15 protein-coding genes are annotated in these 16,776 nt (G+C 67.1%); 5 read left to right on the top strand and 10 right to left on the bottom strand.

The genetic code is table 11. The annotated features are described in order from the left end of the window. Positions 1–27 precede the first annotated feature (27 nt). Genes NO347_RS10670 through cofD form a run of 4 tightly spaced genes read right to left on the bottom strand, consistent with a single transcriptional unit; the run spans position 28 to position 3,396 of the window. On the bottom strand, positions 28–735 hold the full coding sequence (locus NO347_RS10670; protein ID WP_256289583.1) for a DUF447 domain-containing protein: 708 nt from the start codon (positions 733–735) through the stop codon (positions 28–30). Further along, complete coding sequence (locus tag NO347_RS10665; protein ID WP_256289582.1) at positions 717–1,592, bottom strand: triphosphoribosyl-dephospho-CoA synthase; 876 nt, start codon at positions 1,590–1,592, stop codon at positions 717–719. Before NO347_RS10665 ends, NO347_RS10670 begins: the two co-directional genes overlap by 19 nt. Beyond that, entirely contained in the window at positions 1,589–2,404 is an 816-nt protein-coding gene (locus NO347_RS10660; RefSeq protein WP_256289581.1) for a tRNA-dihydrouridine synthase, read from the bottom strand. Before NO347_RS10660 ends, NO347_RS10665 begins: the two co-directional genes overlap by 4 nt. Beyond that, complete coding sequence (gene cofD, locus NO347_RS10655; RefSeq protein ID WP_256289580.1) at positions 2,404–3,396, bottom strand: 2-phospho-L-lactate transferase; 993 nt, start codon at positions 3,394–3,396, stop codon at positions 2,404–2,406. The genes NO347_RS10660 and cofD overlap by 1 nt, the downstream gene beginning before the upstream one ends. 151 nt (positions 3,397–3,547) lie before the next feature. Between cofD and NO347_RS10650 the strand changes: the two genes are divergently transcribed. Then, the gene (locus NO347_RS10650; RefSeq protein ID WP_256289579.1) at positions 3,548–4,738 is read left to right on the top strand and encodes an HD domain-containing protein; all 1,191 of its coding nucleotides are present in this window, start codon (positions 3,548–3,550) and stop codon (positions 4,736–4,738) included. Positions 4,739–4,803: 65 nt separating this feature from the next. Here NO347_RS10650 and NO347_RS10645 read toward each other — a convergent pair whose 3' ends face one another. The 4 genes from NO347_RS10645 to NO347_RS10630 form a co-directional block, all read right to left on the bottom strand. Beyond that, complete coding sequence (locus NO347_RS10645) at positions 4,804–5,145, bottom strand: DUF7126 family protein (RefSeq protein WP_256289578.1); 342 nt, start codon at positions 5,143–5,145, stop codon at positions 4,804–4,806. Then, positions 5,145–6,062, bottom strand: coding sequence for a glutamine-hydrolyzing GMP synthase (gene guaA / locus NO347_RS10640; RefSeq protein WP_121569288.1), 918 nt, complete (start codon positions 6,060–6,062; stop codon positions 5,145–5,147). The genes NO347_RS10645 and guaA overlap by 1 nt, the downstream gene beginning before the upstream one ends. Further along, positions 6,062–7,723, bottom strand: a complete 1,662-nt coding sequence (gene pyrG / locus NO347_RS10635; protein ID WP_256289577.1) for a CTP synthase — start codon at positions 7,721–7,723, stop codon at positions 6,062–6,064. Before pyrG ends, guaA begins: the two co-directional genes overlap by 1 nt. A gap of 111 nt (positions 7,724–7,834) precedes the next feature. Further along, positions 7,835–8,929 carry a saccharopine dehydrogenase family protein gene (locus NO347_RS10630; protein ID WP_256289576.1) on the bottom strand — a complete coding sequence of 365 codons (1,095 nt, stop codon included), beginning with the start codon at positions 8,927–8,929 and terminating at the stop codon, positions 7,835–7,837. Positions 8,930–9,033: 104 nt separating this feature from the next. Here NO347_RS10630 and NO347_RS10625 point away from each other — a divergent pair, with 104 nt between their 5' ends. Next, a complete protein-coding gene (locus NO347_RS10625) occupies positions 9,034–9,834 on the top strand; it encodes an aldo/keto reductase (RefSeq protein ID WP_256289575.1) in 801 nt (266 codons plus the stop codon). A gap of 224 nt (positions 9,835–10,058) precedes the next feature. On the opposite strand, the gene ppc is transcribed toward NO347_RS10625, so the two are convergent. Next, positions 10,059–12,752 (bottom strand): phosphoenolpyruvate carboxylase, encoded by a 2,694-nt coding sequence (gene ppc, locus NO347_RS10620; RefSeq protein ID WP_256289574.1) that lies wholly within the window; start codon positions 12,750–12,752, stop codon positions 10,059–10,061. 197 nt (positions 12,753–12,949) lie between these two features. On the opposite strand from ppc, the gene NO347_RS10615 reads away from it, so the two are divergent. The 3 genes from NO347_RS10615 (at position 12,950) to NO347_RS10605 (ending at position 16,059) form a co-directional block, all read left to right on the top strand. Beyond that, the gene (locus NO347_RS10615) at positions 12,950–13,795 is read left to right on the top strand and encodes a Rieske 2Fe-2S domain-containing protein (RefSeq protein ID WP_256289573.1); all 846 of its coding nucleotides are present in this window, start codon (positions 12,950–12,952) and stop codon (positions 13,793–13,795) included. A 126-nt stretch (positions 13,796–13,921) separates the two neighbouring features. Continuing rightward, positions 13,922–14,473, top strand: coding sequence for a DUF7344 domain-containing protein (locus NO347_RS10610; RefSeq protein ID WP_256289572.1), 552 nt, complete (start codon positions 13,922–13,924; stop codon positions 14,471–14,473). Between the two features lie 68 nt (positions 14,474–14,541). Continuing rightward, a complete protein-coding gene (locus NO347_RS10605) occupies positions 14,542–16,059 on the top strand; it encodes a DASH family cryptochrome (protein WP_256289571.1) in 1,518 nt (505 codons plus the stop codon). Here the strand turns inward: NO347_RS10605 and NO347_RS10600 are convergent. Next, a complete protein-coding gene (locus NO347_RS10600) occupies positions 16,056–16,481 on the bottom strand; it encodes a disulfide bond formation protein B (RefSeq protein WP_256289570.1) in 426 nt (141 codons plus the stop codon). The genes NO347_RS10605 and NO347_RS10600 overlap by 4 nt on opposite strands. Between the last annotated feature and the right edge of the window lie 295 nt (positions 16,482–16,776).

Below are 16,776 nucleotides of genomic sequence, written 5' to 3'. Positions count from 1 at the left end.
CCACGCGCACAGGACGCTCCGGAGGGCTCAGCCCCCCTCACCGTCGAATCGCGGTACGTCCGCGTCTGCGGGGAGTCGCTCGCGCCACCCCGTCGCGTCGTCGAGCGCGGCGAACGCCTCGCGTTCGGGGCGTCCCCCGCAGCGCTCGACCGTCTCGGCGAAGTAGCGGAGCCGCGCGAGCAGTTCGTCGGTGTCGTAGGCGGGGACGTCGAGTCGGGACGTTGCGACCGTCGCCTCGATCACGGCCCCGAAGCCGCGGTTGATCGTTGGGACCGTCGTCTCGACGACCGCGGACTCGATGGGTGTGAGTTCCCACCGCTCCCAGCGCGTCGCGCCCGACTCGCCGGCGTCGACCTGCCTGGCCTCGATGTCGACCCAGGCGTGCGCGTCCGGGAGCACGGGGTCGTCCTCCTCGCGAATCGTCACCGCCGCCTCGACGAACGTCCGCGGGTCAGAGACGAACTGCACCACGCCGCCGCCCTGCCGGTGGAAGTTCCGGCGCGTCCGGGTGTTTCCCCACGTCGTCGCCGTCACCGGGGCCGGAGCCTCGTCGCCGCCGCGCTCGTCGGGCGCGTGCAGTCCGAGCGCGGCGACGTTCCAGCGGTCGTTCGGACCGAGCGTCGTCACCACCGATTCAGTGACGCCGCGGAGGTCGACCGGCCACTCGTCGCCGTCGGCGGCGGTGCCCGTACCGTCCCGATCGCTGCTCCCGCCGCTCACACCTCGACCCCCCATTCGAGCGCGACGAACGTCGCCGCAGTGAGCAGGTCGGCGGTGGTGCCCGGATTGATCCCGCCCGCGACGAATTCCTCGTCGAGTTCGGCGACGGCGTCGGGATCGCCGCGGGCGTCCGCCGCGCGCCGCATCACGTCGGCGGCGACCTCGGGGCCGTGCTTCGTCCGCACGAGCGTGTCCTCCTCGCGGGCGAGTCGGTCGACGAACGCCCGCGAGATGCGGTCGGTGATCGGCCCGTCGTCGTCGCGGATCGCCGCGGCGGTCGCGAACGTCCGCTCGAATCCCGTCGTCCACTCTCTCGCGTTGCCGTCGCCCTCGCTCTGCGCCATCACGTCGTAGAGCGTCAGCCCGCGATCGCGCAGCGCCGGGATCGCGTCCGCGCCGCGACGCGCGTCCAGATCGGCCAGGTCCTCCGGCGGATCGCCGACCGCGACGTCGACGTGCTCGAACGCGCGGTAGAAGTCCGCCGCGTCGGCGACAGTCGTCGATTCGACGACGTCCGTGACTTTCTCAGGCGAGAGCGACTGCCCTTCGGCCGCCCCGCGGACGAGCGGGGCGAGCAGGAGGAGACAACCGAACTGCGTGTTGCCGCCGGACTGCTCGCTCATCCCCGCGACCGCGCGCTCGAAGGCGACGCCGACCGGCGCGCCGGCGGCCGCGCGCCGAAGGCCAGCACCCGACCCGACCGCACCCGCGAGGAAGTGCTCGATCCGGAGCTCCGCGAGGTCGTGGTCGTGGTCGCGGTCGACGTTCCCCGGCTTGGGTGCGGACCCGACGTCGAGCAGCAGCGCGAGCTGGGCGTTCTCGGCCGGACCACGCCGGCTGCCGTCCGCCCCAGTGACGCGATGATCGTTCACTGTGTGTCGACCTCCTCGTGCGATCCGGGGGTCGTCCCGCTGCTCTGGGCGGCGTCCGTCTGCTCGCCGCGACCCGTTTCTGCGAACCACCCCTCGACCGCGCGACGGACGCGACGACGGACTCGGGCGTCGGTGCTCGGCCGGCCGATGCTCACCGCGTCGGCGCCGTAGTGAAGATACTCGCGGACGCTCTCGCGGTCCCGAACCTCGTTGTTGGCGACGACGAACAGGTCCGGTGCCGCGTCGACGACGTCGGCGACGACGGATTCGGTGTCCATCGCGTCGACGTGGACCGCATTCGCACCGGCGGCGTCGATTTCCTGTGCAATCTCGACGAGGTCGACGCCGGAAACCTCTGTGCGGACCTTCACGCTCACCGCCGCACCAGCGTCGCTCGCGACATCGACGTAGTCACACAGGCGACCGGTGTCGCGGAGCAGTGACTCCCCGCAGCCGACCTCGCACATCTCGGTCTGTCGGCAGTGGGCGTTGATTTCGAGGATCGCATCGTGTTCGGCGCAGATTCGCGCCGCGTCTGCGATCGGCTCCAGCGTCGCACTCCTGACGTTTACACCCGGACGGATCGGCACCTCAGAGAGCGTGTCGAGTTGGTCCTCGACGAATACGAGCGGGTCGTCGGGGAGAAACTCCTCGCGGTCGCGTGCGACCAGTTTGCGGGCCGCCTCGCGGGTCGCCTCGTCGAGTGCGACGCCGCCGAGGAACGCCGCGCCGGCGTGGTCGCTCCCCGCGCGAGCCCAGGCGGCGTCGGCCTCCCCGCTGAGACTCGCGAGCGCGACGCGCGGTTCGAACATCAGGCGACCTCCGCGAGCGCCGTCGCTGCGGCGCGAGCGACGCGCTCGGCGTCGCCCGGGCCGTCGATCCGCGTGTCCGTCCGCACGACCGGCCGGTCAAGGTCGGTTCCGTCCGCCTCGTCGAGGACGAACGCGTCGGCGAAGGGATACGCGGCGGCGACGCCCGCCGTCGAGGGCTCGCGGCCGACCCCCGCCATCAACTCCGCGGCGGGCCCCGAGAATACTTCGTCTTCGACGAACGGCGAGACGGCGACGACGGGCGTCGAATCGAGCGCGTCGGCGAATTCCTCCATCGCCAGCATCGGCCCGAGGCTCGTCACGGGGTTCGACGGCCCGACGACGACCGGCTCCGAGAGCGCTTCGCGCACGTCGGGCGTTGGCGTCGCAGACGACGCGCCGCGGAACTCGACGTCCGTCACCGCAGGCTCCGCGCGCCGGTGTACCCAGTACTCCTGGAAGTGCATCGGACCCTCCTCGGTGTGGACGATCGTCGCGACCGGGTCGTCGCTCATCGGCAGCAGTTCGACGTCGAGATCGAAGGCGTCCGCGAGCGTTCCCGTGACCTCGGTGAGCGAGTGCCCCTCGTCGAGCAGCGAAGTCCGGGTGATATGGACCGCGCGGTCGCGGTCGCCGATCTCCATAAACTCGGCGACGCCCGAGAAGCGCCGCCAGCGGGCGATGTCGCGGCCGGCGGTCTGCGCGTCGCCGTCCAGGTAGCGCGGCCCCTCGTCGAATCCGGCCGCGTCGGCCAGCCGGCGGAGTTCCTCGTGCGTCGCAGTCGTGTCGTCGGCGATCCCCCACCACGTCTCGGTGTCGAGGACGCCGCCACCGTGGAAGAGCACGGTGTCGACGTCCGGGCAGACGAGGTGCCCCCCGAACTCGACGTCGTCGCCGGTGTTCGCGACGACAGTCGTCTCCGCAGGATCGAACACCGGCTCCGCGCCGTCGAGAAGCTTCGGTGTGCCCGTTCCGCCGGCGAGAAACGTGACCATATCGGGCCAAGGTGGTCAGACCGTTTGAACGTTCCTTCACCGGCAGCGGTCTCTGTGCGCCCGGCATTCGAGGAGCGCCGCCGGACTGAGACCGGCCAGTCGAGGGCTGTCCGGGCGGGGGCTATTTGCAGCCGGCTCGCGCAGGTCGGGTATGAACGCGATCAAGGACAGCGTCCACGACTACATCTCGCTCGGTCCCGTCGCGCGCGACCTCCTCGATACGCCACTGCTGCAGCGCCTCCGCCACGTCAAACAGCTCTCGACGGTTCGACTCGTCTATCCCTCCGCGAACCACACCCGCCTCGAACACTCGCTGGGCGTCTATCACCTCGCCGACCGCGCGCTCGACCACCTCGGCATCGACGGTACGCGGGCGCGACACGTCCGCGCGGCCGCGTTGCTACACGACGTCGGGCACGGCCCGTACGGCCACCAGACGGAGGACGTCATCCGGCGACGAACCGGGGCGGATCACGACGAAATCGGGTGGCTGCTGGAGGATACTGACGCGGCGGCGGTCCTCTGCGGGCACGGCCTCGATCCCGCGCGTGTCGCCGCGCTCGTCCGCGGCGAGGGCGAACTCGGACAGCTCGTGTCGGGCGAGTTGGACGTCGACCGGATGGACTACCTCGTCCGCGACGCCCACCACACCGGCGTCCCCTACGGCACGATCGACGTGGGGCGACTCGTCCGAGAACTTCGCTACCGCGACGGACTGCTCGTTCTCGCGGCGGGGAACGTCCAAACGGCCGAGTCGCTGCTGCTCGCCCGCGCGCTGATGAACGGGACGGTGTACCGACACCACGTCTCCCGCATCGCGGGCGCGATGCTCGAACGCGCCTCGATCCGACTGCTCGACAGCGAGGGCGACGCGTCAAACTCGACCGGGCCACGGGGCGATGTCGACGTCGAGACCTTCCGCCGGATGGCCGACCACGACCTGCTGGTCGCACTCCGGGGGACGACGCCCGACCTCGCCCGCCGGATCGAGTACCGCGACCTCTACAAGCGGGCCGTTTGGGAGCCGCTCGGGCGCGTTCCCGCGGACGTCGTCGAGATGGGACACGAGGCGTCCCGCGAGGCGGCCGCCAAGATAGCCGACCGCGCCGGCGTCGACCGGGACCACGTCCTGCTGGACGTGCCGCCGCGGCCACGGTTCACGGAGTCCCGCTCGCGCGTCGTCGTCGGCGGGGCCGTACAACGACTCTCGGAGGCCTCCGAACTCGTCGGCGCGCTTCGGGCCGCCGAACGCGCACAGTGGCGGCTCGGCGTCTACGCGCCCGGCGACGCAGTCGGCGACGTCGAGACCGCAGCGACGGCCGTTCTCGGCCTCGCCGAGTGACAGGGAAAACTGATTCAGGAATCGTCCGCGTCCGACGCGTCGGACGCGGACGCAGGAACGCCGCGCTACTCCGCCTGCTCGCCGACGAGCCCCTCGACTAGTTCGTCGGCGACGACCTCGGCCGACAGGAGCGCGGGATCGATAGCGAGGTCGGTCTGGCCGCGCGCGAACTCCGGCAGGGAGTCGGTGGCGTAGGTCACGACCTTGATGTCCGGGTTCGCCTCCTTCGCGACCGGGATGGCCGACGCGTCGTCCATATCCGTCAGGACGAGCGTGTCGGCGTCTTCGAGACCGGCCGCAGAGAGCGACTCGCGGTTCGCGATGCCCTCAACGCGGACGACCTCCGCTCCGAGCGCTTCGAGCGCGTCTCCGAGTCCGTCGACGTCGGGGCCGGCGACCAGGATCATCACTCGTACTCGATGGTCGCGGGCGGTTTGTGCGTCACGTCGTAGACGACGCGGGCGACGTTCTCGTTCTCGCCGGTGATCCGCGATTGGATGCGCTGAAGCGTCTCCCAGGGGAGTTCCTGTGCCCGCGCGGTCATTCCGTCACGGGACTCGACCGAGCGCACCGAGACGATCCAGCCGTGGACGCGGTTGTCGCCCTTGACGCCGGTCCCCTTGCCGATGACGGCCGCGAAGGCCTGCCAGGGATCGTGCTCTTCGGTCTCTTCTTCGACGATGTGACACGCCTCGCGGGCGACCTCCACCTTCTCGCGGGTGACCTCGCCGACGACGCGGATCGCGAGCCCCGGACCGGGGAACGGCATCCGCTCGGAGATGATCTCCTCTAAGTCGAGCGCGCGAGCGACCTCGCGAACCTCGTCTTTGTACAGTTCGCGGACGGGTTCGACGATGCCCTCGAAGTCGACGACGTCCGGGAGGCCGCCGACGTTGTGGTGGGATTTGATGTTGCCTTCCGACTCGATCCGGTCGGGGTAGATCGTCCCCTGAACGAGGTAGTCGGCGTCGGCGTCTTTCGCCTCGCGCTCGAACTCCCGGATGAACTGCTCGCCGATGGCGTGGCGCTTCTCCTCGGGGTCGGTGATGCCCGCGAGCGCGTCGAGGAATCGGTCCTGCGCCTCGACGACGCGGAGCGAGTCCATATACGAGAACGTCTCGCGGATCTGTTCGGTCTCCTCTTTCCGCATCAGCCCGGTGTCCACGTAGACAGACGTGAGCTGATCGCCGATAGCACGGTACGTCAGCGCCGCGGCGACCGAGGAGTCGACGCCCCCCGAAAGCGCGATGATGGCGTTTTCGTCGCCGACCTGTTCTGAAATCTCTTCGACCGCTTCGTCGATGAATGAATCAACGTCGACCATTAGGCTTGTACCTCTGTTTCGTCAGTCAGTTCGCGCGCGTCCAGTTCGCCGGTGACCGCGTCGAGAAAGCCCACGAACGGCGGGCTGGCTCGGTCCGGTCGCGACCGGAACTCGGGGTGGAACTGCGTCCCGAGGAAGAACGGGTGATCGGTTCGTTCGAGGATCTCCATCCGGTTGTTGGCCCGCCCGGAGAAATCGAGCGCGCCTTCTTCGAGCCGCTCGATGTACTCGGGATTGACTTCGTAGCGGTGCCGGTGCCGCTCGGTACAGACCGTGTCGCCGTAGACGTCCGCGGCGAGCGAGCCGGCCTCGATCTGCGTGTCGTGTGCGCCGAGCCGCATCGTGCCGCCCATCTCGTCGACCTCGTACTGCTCGGGCAGGATGTCGATGACGGGGTGTTCGGTGTCGGGGTCGAGCTCCGCGGAGTGGGCGTCTGGGAGTCCCAGGACGTTCCGCGCGTGTTCGACGACCGCCATCTGGAAGCCGAGACAGAGCCCCAGGAAGGGCACGTCGTTCTCGCGGCAGTACTCGATTGCTTTCAGTTTTCCCTCGGTCCCGCGGGAGCCGAAGCCACCGGGGACGACGACGCCGTCGGCCCCTTTGAGCCGATCCTCGTGATGATCGAGCATCTCGTCGGAGTCGACCCACAGGACGTTCACTTCTGTCCGGCGCTCGATGCCCGCGTGCTTCAGCGCCTCGTGGACGGACATATAGGCGTCCTCGAGGTCGTACTTGCCGACCAGGGCGATGTCGACCTCGTCGGTCCGTTCGCGGGTGACGAGTTCGCGCCAGCGGTTGTCGCGCTCGGCCGGGGAAAGCGCCTCGGAGTCGAGGTCGAGCCGTTCCATCACGTACTGATCGAGGCCCTCCTCTTCGACCATCAGCGGGACGTGATAGACGTCCTCGACGTCGGAGTTCGAGAAGACGGCCTCCGTCGGAACGTCACAGAACAGCGCGATCTTCTCTTTCGTCTCGGGGTCGAGTTCGTTCTCACAGCGACCGACGAGGATGTCGGGCTGGAGCCCGATCGAGCGGAGTTCCTTGACGGAGTGCTGGGTGGGCTTTGTCTTCTGTTCGCCGTTCTTCGAGTAGGGGACGAGCGTGACGTGGGTAAAGAGAATATCCTCGTCGTCTTCCTCGTGGGCGAACTGCCGCAGCGCTTCGAGATACGGCATCCCCTCGATGTCGCCGACGGTGCCGCCGACCTCGACGATGCAGACGTCGGTGCCTTCGGCGGCCTCGCGGATGCGCCGTTTGATGTCGTCGGTGATATGTGGGATGATCTGGACGGTCTTGCCCAGGTAATCACCCGCGCGCTCCTTCTCGATGACGTGCTGGTAGGTCTTGCCCGTCGTGATGTTGTGATCCGAGGTCATATCGACCCCGAGGAAGCGCTCGTAGTTCCCCAAGTCGAGGTCGACCTCGCCGCCGTCTTTCAGAACGTACACTTCGCCGTGCTGGTAGGGGTTCATCGTCCCCGCGTCGACGTTGAGGTACGGGTCGATCTTGACCGCCGTCACGTCGAAGCCGGCGTTCGAGAGCAGACGGCCGGTGCTGGCCGCAGTGATACCTTTGCCCAGTCCGGACATCACCCCGCCGGTCACGAAAATGAACTTCCGACCCAGCGTGGGGTCGTACCCGGTGTCGGGTTCCTTCGGCATACCGAGTGTGCGCGAGGCCGCATCAAAACCGTTTCGGAGCGACCGATCCCCTGCGAGCGACCCACACGCATAGTTGTCCGAATCTTCCCGTCTCACCCTTCCTGCAGCGCGTTACTCCGCCGCGGTCGACTCCTCTCCGACGACCTCGTCACCGTTCAGATCGACCCGCTCGACGCCGGGCACTTCGAGGACGAGATCCGGCCCGAACGCCGAGGCCGGCGTCTGATAGCCCGTCGGTGCCTCGCCGTCGAGCACTTTTTCGGCGACCAACAGTGCCGTCCGGACGGTCATTCGGTACGTGTCGGGCGTGCGGAGGCGCGAGACGACGCGGTCGTCGTCGGACCTGGCTTCGCCCCAGATGTGCGCTTCGCCCGCGGAGCGGGCCGCTTCGTCGGGGCCCTCGACGTACCGGTCGACGAGCCACGAGAGGGCGCGCTGTACCTGGTCGGCGTCGAGCACGCCGCCGGCGTACCGGGAGAGCGAGAATGCCCGGCGTGCGTTCTTCGGAAGCGAGAGGTACACGTCGATGTTCGGAATCCCAGTCGAGTGATACGCCGTCGAGAGATCGCCCCACGGGATCGAGATCGCCCGGCGCAACCCCTCGCCGAAGTCGACGACGCGGGTCCGCGCGCCGATCTGTTCGAAGCGGAGGTCGCCGTCGCGTCGGACCGCTCCGCCGGACCCGATGTCCGACAGCATCGTCTTCAGCGTCCCCGGCGAGACGCCGCCCTCGGATTCGAGCGCGAGCGAGAGGTGAGTCGCGTCGGGCAGGCGACGGTGGAGGTGCGTCGCGAGGCAGTCCGTCGGGACGACGTCGAAGCCGACTCCCGGCAGAAGCGTCACGCCGGCGGCCTCGGCGTCGCCGTCGCGGCGGTGGATCCGCTCGAAGACCTGCAGTTCGCCGGTGATGTCGAGGTAGTCGGTCTCGGTCTCGATACAGGCGTCGACCATCGGATCGGCCGTCTGGTCGAACGGCCCCGCGCAGTTGAGGACGACGTCGACGGTACCGAGGTGGTCGGCGGCGTCTTCGACTGCGAACGGTCGTGCTTGGAGGCCGTGGGCGGTGGCGACGCCGCGCGTCTTCGTGCGGTCGCGGCCGGCGACCAGCGGTTCGTAGCCGTGTTCTACGGCTCGTTCGACGACGAGACGACCGGTGTATCCGTAGGCACCGTAGACGAGGAGTCGGGGAGAGTCGGAGCGGGACATACGGCCACGTTGGTGCGGAACTGACAAAGGAACACCGGCGTCAGTGGATCGACACCTGCTCCGGGCACCGAAACTGTCGAGAGCCTAGTATTCGAAAGTCGAGTATGGACTTCCCGGCGCTCGGACTCGGAACGTACAAGCTGACTGACCCCGAGACGTGCCCGGCCGCCGTCGCGACAGCCCTCGATCTCGGGTACGACCACGTCGACACCGCCCAGGGGTACGGCAACGAGGCGCTCGTCGGAGAGGGTCTCGCGCGCGCTGACCGCGGCGCCGACGAGGTGCTCGTGGCGACGAAGCTCGATACGGACAACCTCGGGTACGGCGACGTAACCGAGACCGCACGCGCGAGCGCCGCGCGCCTCGGCGTGGACACGATCGATCTCCTGTACGTCCACTGGCCCGCGGCGGGCTACGATCCCGACGAGACGCTGCCGGCGCTCGACGCGCTCGTCGACGAGGGCGTCGTCGACCGCGTGGGAGTGAGCAACTTCGGCCCGGACCAACTGGAGACGGCGATCGAGCGCCTCGACGCCCCGCTCGCGGCGCACCAAGTCGAGATGCATCCGCTGCTCCCCCAGCGGGAACTCCACGAATACGCGGTCGAACACGAGCACCGGCTCGTCGCGTACTCGCCGATCGTCCGCGGGCGGGTCGCGGACGTGCCGACGATCGTCGACGTCGCCGAGAAACACGACGCGACGCCGGCGCAGGTGTCGCTCGCGTGGCTACTGGCGAAGGAAAACGTCACACCGATCCCGAAGTCGGCCACGCGGGCGCACATCCGCGAGAACTACGGGGCGCTCGACCTCGAATTGGAGGCGGAAGACGTCGCCGCGATCGACGGTATCGACCGCCGCCACCGCGTCGTCGACGCTCCCGATGCGCCCTGGAATCAGCCGTAGCCGTCTCATCATCCCGGCGGGCAGGGACGACGGCTCTCTCGAACGAGCGTTTATATACGAAGCCGGGGCCATCCTTGCCGTGACGTAGGACGCACCCCGCGTCGGGCAGCGGTCGTTCGGCACGTCGACGCGGGAGTCAGCCCGAGTCATCGGGAGTTGCTGTGCCGACTGTTCGCCCAGATCCCCTTCGGAGGCGGAGTGTCTCAGCGGATCTGACCCGCAGTCTACCCCGTGTTCTTCATTCCTGCCGCGATGCCCTTCACCGTCAGTCGGAGCGTCTGCTCCTCGTGGTCAGTTCGGTGCGTCTGGGCGAGCAGATGCGTCTGCAGGAGGTTCAGTGGGTCGACGTAGGGGTTCCGGCGTCGAAGGCTCTCGTCGAGCCACTCACGCTTGAGTAGCGCCTCCCGGTCGGTGACGTCGAGTACGGCGGTGCGCGCGCGCTCGTACTCCGCCTGAAGGTGCGGGAAGAACTCCTCGCGGAGGTCCGGATCCGCGAGCTCGGCGTAGTGCTCTGCGATGTCGAAGTCGGTCCGTGCGAGCGCCAGCGACGCGTTGTCGAGCGTCGTCCGGAAGAACGGCCACTCCTCGTACATCTCCCGGAGAACGCCGAGGTCGCCGCCCTCGTCGAGATACGTTCGGATCCCCGCGCCGAGTGCGTACCAGCCGGTGATGATGCAGCGCGACTGCGTCCAGGAGAACACCCACGGGATCGCCCGCAGGTCCTCGACGGTGCGTTCGCCCGATCGCGACGCGGGTCGGGAGCCGAGATTCAGGTCCTCGATGACGCCGATCGGCGTCGCCTGCCCGAAGTACGAGACGAAGCCGTCGGATTCGAGCAGGTCGCGGTACTGCTTTCGGGCCGTCGTCGCCATCTCGTCCATCGCGTCGACCCACTCCTCGCTGACGTCCTCTTCGGGCTCGCAGATCGCCTGGTACCGCGAGCGAACCTGCGCGTTCAGCATCTGTTCGAGGTTCCGCTCGGCGATCTGTGGGTTCGCGTACTTCTCGGCGATGGCCTCGCCTTGCTCGGTAAACTTAATCTGTCCGGTGACTGTCTCGTTGGGGAGCGCCAGCATCGCCTCGTTCATCGGCCCGCCGCCGCGCGAGATCGACCCGCCGCGCCCGTGGAACAGTCGCATCTTCACGTCGAAGTCGTCGCAGATGTTCGCGAGGCGACGCTGGTTCTTGTAGAGGTCCCAGTTCGCGGCCAGGAACCCGTTCTCCTTGTTGGAGTCGGAGTAGCCGAGCATGATCTCCTGGACGTCGTTGCGGGCGTCGAGCGCCTTCGCGTAAGCCGCGTTCTCGAAGAGCGTCCCCATAATCCGGCGCGCGCCGTTGAGCGCCGACTCCGTCTCCAAGAGCGGCACGATGTCGAGTCCGCAGTGGTCCGGGAGTGACACGACACCTGCCTGGTCGGCGAGGAAGAGCACCTCCAGCACGTGACTCGGTTCCTCGGTCATCGAGATGCAGTACGTGTCGATGGCGCTGACGCCGAACTCGCGTTGCCACTCGCCGAGCATCTCGAAGCGTCGCAGGACGCGTTCGGCCGTCTCGGAGACGTCGCCGGGTTCGTCGAGATCGAGGATCGGTTCGTCCTGGAGAATCGCCTCGGTCAGTACCTCGATCCGCCCGTCTTCGTCGCGGCCGTAGTAGTCGATGCCCTCGTGTTCGAGTGCCTCGTGGACTGCTTCGGTGTGGTTCTCCTGATGATCGCGGAGGTCCAGACTCGCGAGCGTGAATCCGAAGGTATCGACCTGCCGCATCAGCGGTTCGACGTACTCGTCGGCGACGACATCCGCGCCCGTCGATCGGAGGCTACGGTCGATGACTTCGAGGTCGTCGAGGAACGCCGCCTCGTCGCCGTAGCCGTCCGGCCGGACGTCCTCGATGCGACGGAGGCGCTCGCGCATCAGCTTCAGTTTCTGACGGTACGGTTCGCCCGGGTAGCGCTCTTTCGCCTCGTCGGCGACGCCCGGCAGCCGCGAGCGATCGGCCTTCAGCGAGCGTTCCAGTTCGGCGCCGATGTCGATGCGGCGACCGTCTTGACTCAGCACGCCCGAGAGACGCTTGAGAGACTGGCTGTACTTTTCGAGCACCACCGATCGCTGCCGTTCGAGCGTATCGGTCGTCACTTCGGGCGTGACGAATGGGTTGCCGTCGCGATCCGAACCCGCCCACGACCGGAACTCGAAGAGTTTGGGAACGTCGACCTCCGGATACTCGTCTGCGAGAAGATCCTCGAACTCGGCGTAGACTTCGCCGACGACGTCGAAGAGGATAGATTCCAGATACCACTGAACGTTCCGCGCTTCGTCCTGTGGTTCGGGGCGGCGCTCGCGAACCTGCGACGTCTGCCAGAGGCTCGTGACCTCGGCGTCGATCTTCCGCCACAACTGATCGTGTTCGCGGTCCGTCACGCGCCGTTCGTCGAGTTCCTCTAGCCGGCTCGCGATCGATCGAAGTTTCGCCTTCACCGTCTTTCGGCGGGCCTCGGTCGGGTGTGCGGTAAACGTCGGCTCGATGAGAACGTCGTCGAGCACCTGCTGGACGGTTTCGGCGTCGGCATCGGCTTCGATGAGCGTCTCGACAGTCGCGACGAGTCCGTCTTCGAGGTTGTCCGCCTGGGACGCCTCACGGACGACGCGTGCGCGTTCGCGCTCCTCTGCGAGATTGATGAGTTCGAAGTACGTCGTAAACGCGCGGGCGACGACGCTTTCGCCCTCCGGCGAGAGGCCGTCGAGGAGTCGATCGAGTTCCGCCCGGGACTCCCGTTCGCCCTTCCGGTACGAGATGGCGGCGGTCCGAATGTCTTCGACGGTCTCGAACGATCCTCGTGACGTCTGCTCGGCCAATACGTCGCCCAAGAGCGCTCCAAGCTCACGGACGTCCTGATTTACGTCCCTACTGTGTAATCCCATACCGTGGGATATTCTGTCGTCCGAGTAAAAAACCACCGAGTTGTCGAGAAATTTCCATTCTGTGTTTCGGGTCGAACGCCCTTTCAGATCTGGATCGAAATCCGTGATATTATCTAAGCGACCGTCGGGAGTTCCAGCGACGAGAGACGGACCGGGGGTTTCGTCATCCTTTTTACCGGCGGGACGAACACTCGGGTATGAGCGAGCGCGACAAGTACCCGGCGGACTCGGGTCGCCGCCGATTCGTCAAAGGTGTCGTGGGGGGCGCGGCACTCGCCGGCGTCGGCGCGACGGGTGCGGCCGCAATCAATTCTGCGACGCAGTCGCCCGGCGCGGGCGGCGGTTCGACGCAGGCGTACGCTATCGAGAACACCGCGGGTCCGGCGCCGCGCGGAATGCCACAGATTCCCGTCGAGATCGACGACGAGGGGTATCTCAAGGGCGTCTGGCCCGAGGTCAAGACCGAACAACAAGGAGGGATCTCGGTCCAGATCGCCGAGACGGAGGACTACAAGGGCTCGGGCGTGGCCTACACGTCGGAGTGGTTCCAGTACTGCGGCGTCGAATCCTACGCTGGGATCGAGCCCGGTTACGACTCGGACAACTACTTCCGCGTCGGCTCGAACCCCGGCTACGACTGGCAGAGCGAGACGTACTCCGAAGGCGACAAACTCCACGTCGACGACTTCTCCGACTACAGAGAATGGTCCAACGACGTCGGTGATCCGGGCCTCGGGAAACCGGCGACCGGCCGGTGGCGCTCGGAGGACGCCGAGGACGTCATTCCGATCCAGGTCATCAAGTCCGAACAGGTCGAACAGATGGCCCAGAACGACCCCTGGATCGAAGCCTCGACGGAGGAGGGCTTCATCGCGTGGCTCAACAAGTGCACGCACTTCTGTTGCGTCCCGAAGTACAAGAGCGAGGGTTCGGCGAAGTTCAACGCGGAAAACGACGTCTACTGCCAGTGCCACCAGTCGGTCTACGATCCGTACAGCCTGGTACAGACGCTCTTTACCGCCCGTCCGCGCCCGACCGAGTAACGTCGCAGTCTCGGCGCCGGGCCGGCCTGGGTCCACATATCGACCCACTTTCTCACACCGATAGCAGTCGCAGACACGTCATTTTCGGACACATTCATGTAGGTAGCCCTCACAGAGTGGAGTAGTATGAGTGGGGGCGGGAGTGAGCCGGAGGCCGACAGCGCGGAGCTTGCCGCATCTGAGATTCACGACGTGCTCCGAAACGATCGGCGGCGGCTCGTACTCGAACGGTTACGGGCGGGTGATGGTACCGAGACGGTCTCCGATCTCTCCGAGCACATCGGTGGCATCGAGGCCGACGAGTCGCCACCGCCGCGGAACGTCCGACAGAGCGTGTACGTCTCGCTGCATCAAACGCACCTTCCGAAGCTCGACAAACTCGGGATCGTCGAGTACGACCCCGACGCGAAGACCGTCTCGCTGGCAGACAACGCGGAAGACGTCGGCGTCTATATGGAGGTCGTCCCACAGTACGGCATCTCGTGGGCGGAGTACTACCTGGGACTCGGGCTGCTCGGCGCGCTCTCACAGGTCGCGGCGATGATCGGCGTCCCGGTCGTGCGTGCGCTCAGCCCGGCGCTCATTGGGTTGTTGCTTTTCGGCGTCGTCGTCCTCTCCGCACTCTATCAACTCCTCACGCAGCGCAGTTCCCTGTGGCACCGGCTCAGCGGTAACTGACCGGACGCGGCGTACACTGCGGGTGGCTGTGGCCGTCACGCTCAGGTACGTGCCGCTCCCTCTCGACAGTGATGCCCGACACGGCCATCGCGTGGTTCCGCCGGGACCTGCGAACGCACGACAACGAAGCGCTCGCCGCCGCTGCCGCGGCAGACCGAGTCCTCCCAGTCTACTGTGTCGACCCGCGGACGCACGGGATGCAGCCGTACGGTGGCGCCGACTCCTTCCGCTACGAGAAACTGGGGACGCGGCGAGTGCGCTTCCGGCGCGAATCTCTCGACGGCCTGCGCGACCGACTGCGCGGGCTCGGCTCGGACCTCCTCGTGCGTCGTGGTCGTCCCGAAGTCGTGCTGCCCAACCTCGCTGACGCCGTGGGCGCCGACGTCGTGACGTTCCACGACCTCCCAGGACCGGACGAGCGAGCGGTTCGTGCAGCGGTGACGGCAGCACTGCGCGAGCGCGGCGTCACGCCGCGTCGGTTCTGGGGGCGGACGCTCCATCATATCGCCGACCTCCCGACGCCGTACACCGCGATCAGCGACACCTACACGAAGTTCCGGAAGTCGATCGAGGCCGACTCGGCTGTCCGAGAGACGTATCCGCGCCCGTCGCTGGCGCCGATTCCAGGCGGCGACGACACCGGCGTCGACGCTGACGCGATTCGCCCCGGTTCGATCCCGGACGTCGACGTCGCGGTCGATTCACTTGGATCGCCGGACGCGGAACTCGGGGCCGGCGAGGACGCCGACGAGATCGACGAGCGCGCGGTCCACCCCTTTCCGGGCGGCGAAGACGCCGCACTCGACCGCCTGACGTCGTACATCTGGGAGGGGGGCCACCTCCGCGAGTACCGCGAGGCGCGAAACGGTCTCGTCGGTCCCGACTACTCCTCGAAGTTCTCTCCGTGGCTCAACGAGGGCAATCTCTCGCCGCGGCGCGTCTTCGAGGAGGTCAAGCGCTACGAGCGCGAGCGAGTCTCGAACGACTCGACGTACTGGCTGGTCTCCGAACTCCGCTGGCGGGACTTCTTTCAGTTCCAACTCGCGAAGCACGGCGCGCAGTTCTTCGCCCCCGGCGGTCTCAGACGCCGCCACGACGTCAACTGGCGATGGGACGAACAGGAGTTCGAACGGTGGCGAACCGGGCAGACGGGTATCCCCTTCGTCGACGCGAACGTGCGCGAACTGAACGCGACCGGATATCTCTCGAACCGCGGACGACAAAACGTCGCGTCCTTCCTCGTGAACGACCTCACGATCGACTGGCGACGCGGCGCGGCGTACTTCGAGACCCAACTCCTCGATTACGATCCGGCCTCGAACTACGGCAACTGGGCGTACATCGCGGGCGTCGGCAACGACTCCCGACAGCGGGCGTTCGACGTTCTCGCGCAGGCCCACCAGTACGACCCCAAAGCCGAGTACGTCACGCGCTGGATTCCCGAACTCGACGGGCTAGTCCCACAGAAGGCTCACGAACCGTGGACGCTGTCGGAATCAGAACAGGCGAGATACGGGGTCGAACTCGGCGTCGACTACCCGCGCCCGATGATCGATCCTACGACGTCGGGCGATGATCCCGTTTAGGGCCACGCTCGGCCGCGAAGCCGCCAGGAGGCGGTCACGAGGGCCGTCACGAGGACGAACGCGATCAGCGAGAGCCGGGGGATCGTCAACAGGCCGTCCAGCATCGGATAGAGGATCGACGAACAGCCGCCACCGACCGAACAGGTCCCACCGACGCTGGGTCGGACCTGGAGGACCACGTGGTACGTCGCGACGCCGAGGCCGAGCAGCGAGAGCGGCAGCACGGTGCGAGCGACGCCCGGACGGTCTTCGAGCGTCGCGACGCCCAGAACGACAACGAGCGGATACAACAGGATGCGCTGGTACCAGCAGAGCTCGCAGGGGACCAGCCCCAGCCCGAGGCTGAAATACAGGCTCCCGGCGGTGCCGATACCCGCGACGAGCGTCGCGAGTCCGAGCAACGGTCGCGTGCGCGACGTCATCGTCCCTGTTGAGACACCCCGGCCGCTTGAACGAATCGGTGAGTGATATCTAATGACAGGGGAACGTACCTGACAACTGACGAAACAGTTCGGATTGCTCCCGACCCTGGACCGAATCACGTCGGCGCGTCACCGCGGGAAGAAAGACTTATCATCGTTTCCCGACCGCAAACATCGTGAGGATAGTTATCAATGGGTATCGCCGAGACATACACACGCGGACGTCAGTTCGCGGTGGCACGGCCCGGTTCCGTTCTCTTGGCGCTCGTCGGGATCATTCTGTTGTACGACCTGC

The organism is Halobellus inordinatus, from assembly GCF_024464655.1.
In the GTDB taxonomy this organism is placed as follows: Archaea; Halobacteriota; Halobacteria; order Halobacteriales; family Haloferacaceae; genus Haloquadratum; species Haloquadratum inordinatus.
Note: the sequence above shows the minus strand (reverse complement) of the source record. Positions and strands in the feature narration are given on the sequence as shown.

Excerpts from the sequence above, each read along its gene's own strand:
- NO347_RS10670 (WP_256289583.1), bottom strand. The coding sequence starts at position 735 with ATGGGGGGTCGAGGTGTGAGCGGCGGGAGCAGCGATCGGGACGGTACG.
- NO347_RS10660 (WP_256289581.1), bottom strand. The coding sequence starts at position 2,404 with ATGTTCGAACCGCGCGTCGCGCTCGCGAGTCTCAGCGGGGAGGCCGAC.
- cofD (WP_256289580.1), bottom strand. The coding sequence starts at position 3,396 with ATGGTCACGTTTCTCGCCGGCGGAACGGGCACACCGAAGCTTCTCGAC.
- NO347_RS10650 (WP_256289579.1), top strand. The coding sequence starts at position 3,548 with ATGAACGCGATCAAGGACAGCGTCCACGACTACATCTCGCTCGGTCCC.
- NO347_RS10645 (WP_256289578.1), bottom strand. The coding sequence starts at position 5,145 with ATGATCCTGGTCGCCGGCCCCGACGTCGACGGACTCGGAGACGCGCTC.
- guaA (WP_121569288.1), bottom strand. The coding sequence starts at position 6,062 with ATGGTCGACGTTGATTCATTCATCGACGAAGCGGTCGAAGAGATTTCA.
- pyrG (WP_256289577.1), bottom strand. The coding sequence starts at position 7,723 with ATGCCGAAGGAACCCGACACCGGGTACGACCCCACGCTGGGTCGGAAG.
- NO347_RS10630 (WP_256289576.1), bottom strand. The coding sequence starts at position 8,929 with ATGTCCCGCTCCGACTCTCCCCGACTCCTCGTCTACGGTGCCTACGGA.
- NO347_RS10625 (WP_256289575.1), top strand. The coding sequence starts at position 9,034 with ATGGACTTCCCGGCGCTCGGACTCGGAACGTACAAGCTGACTGACCCC.
- ppc (WP_256289574.1), bottom strand. The coding sequence starts at position 12,752 with ATGGGATTACACAGTAGGGACGTAAATCAGGACGTCCGTGAGCTTGGA.
- NO347_RS10615 (WP_256289573.1), top strand. The coding sequence starts at position 12,950 with ATGAGCGAGCGCGACAAGTACCCGGCGGACTCGGGTCGCCGCCGATTC.
- NO347_RS10610 (WP_256289572.1), top strand. The coding sequence starts at position 13,922 with ATGAGTGGGGGCGGGAGTGAGCCGGAGGCCGACAGCGCGGAGCTTGCC.
- NO347_RS10600 (WP_256289570.1), bottom strand. The coding sequence starts at position 16,481 with ATGACGTCGCGCACGCGACCGTTGCTCGGACTCGCGACGCTCGTCGCG.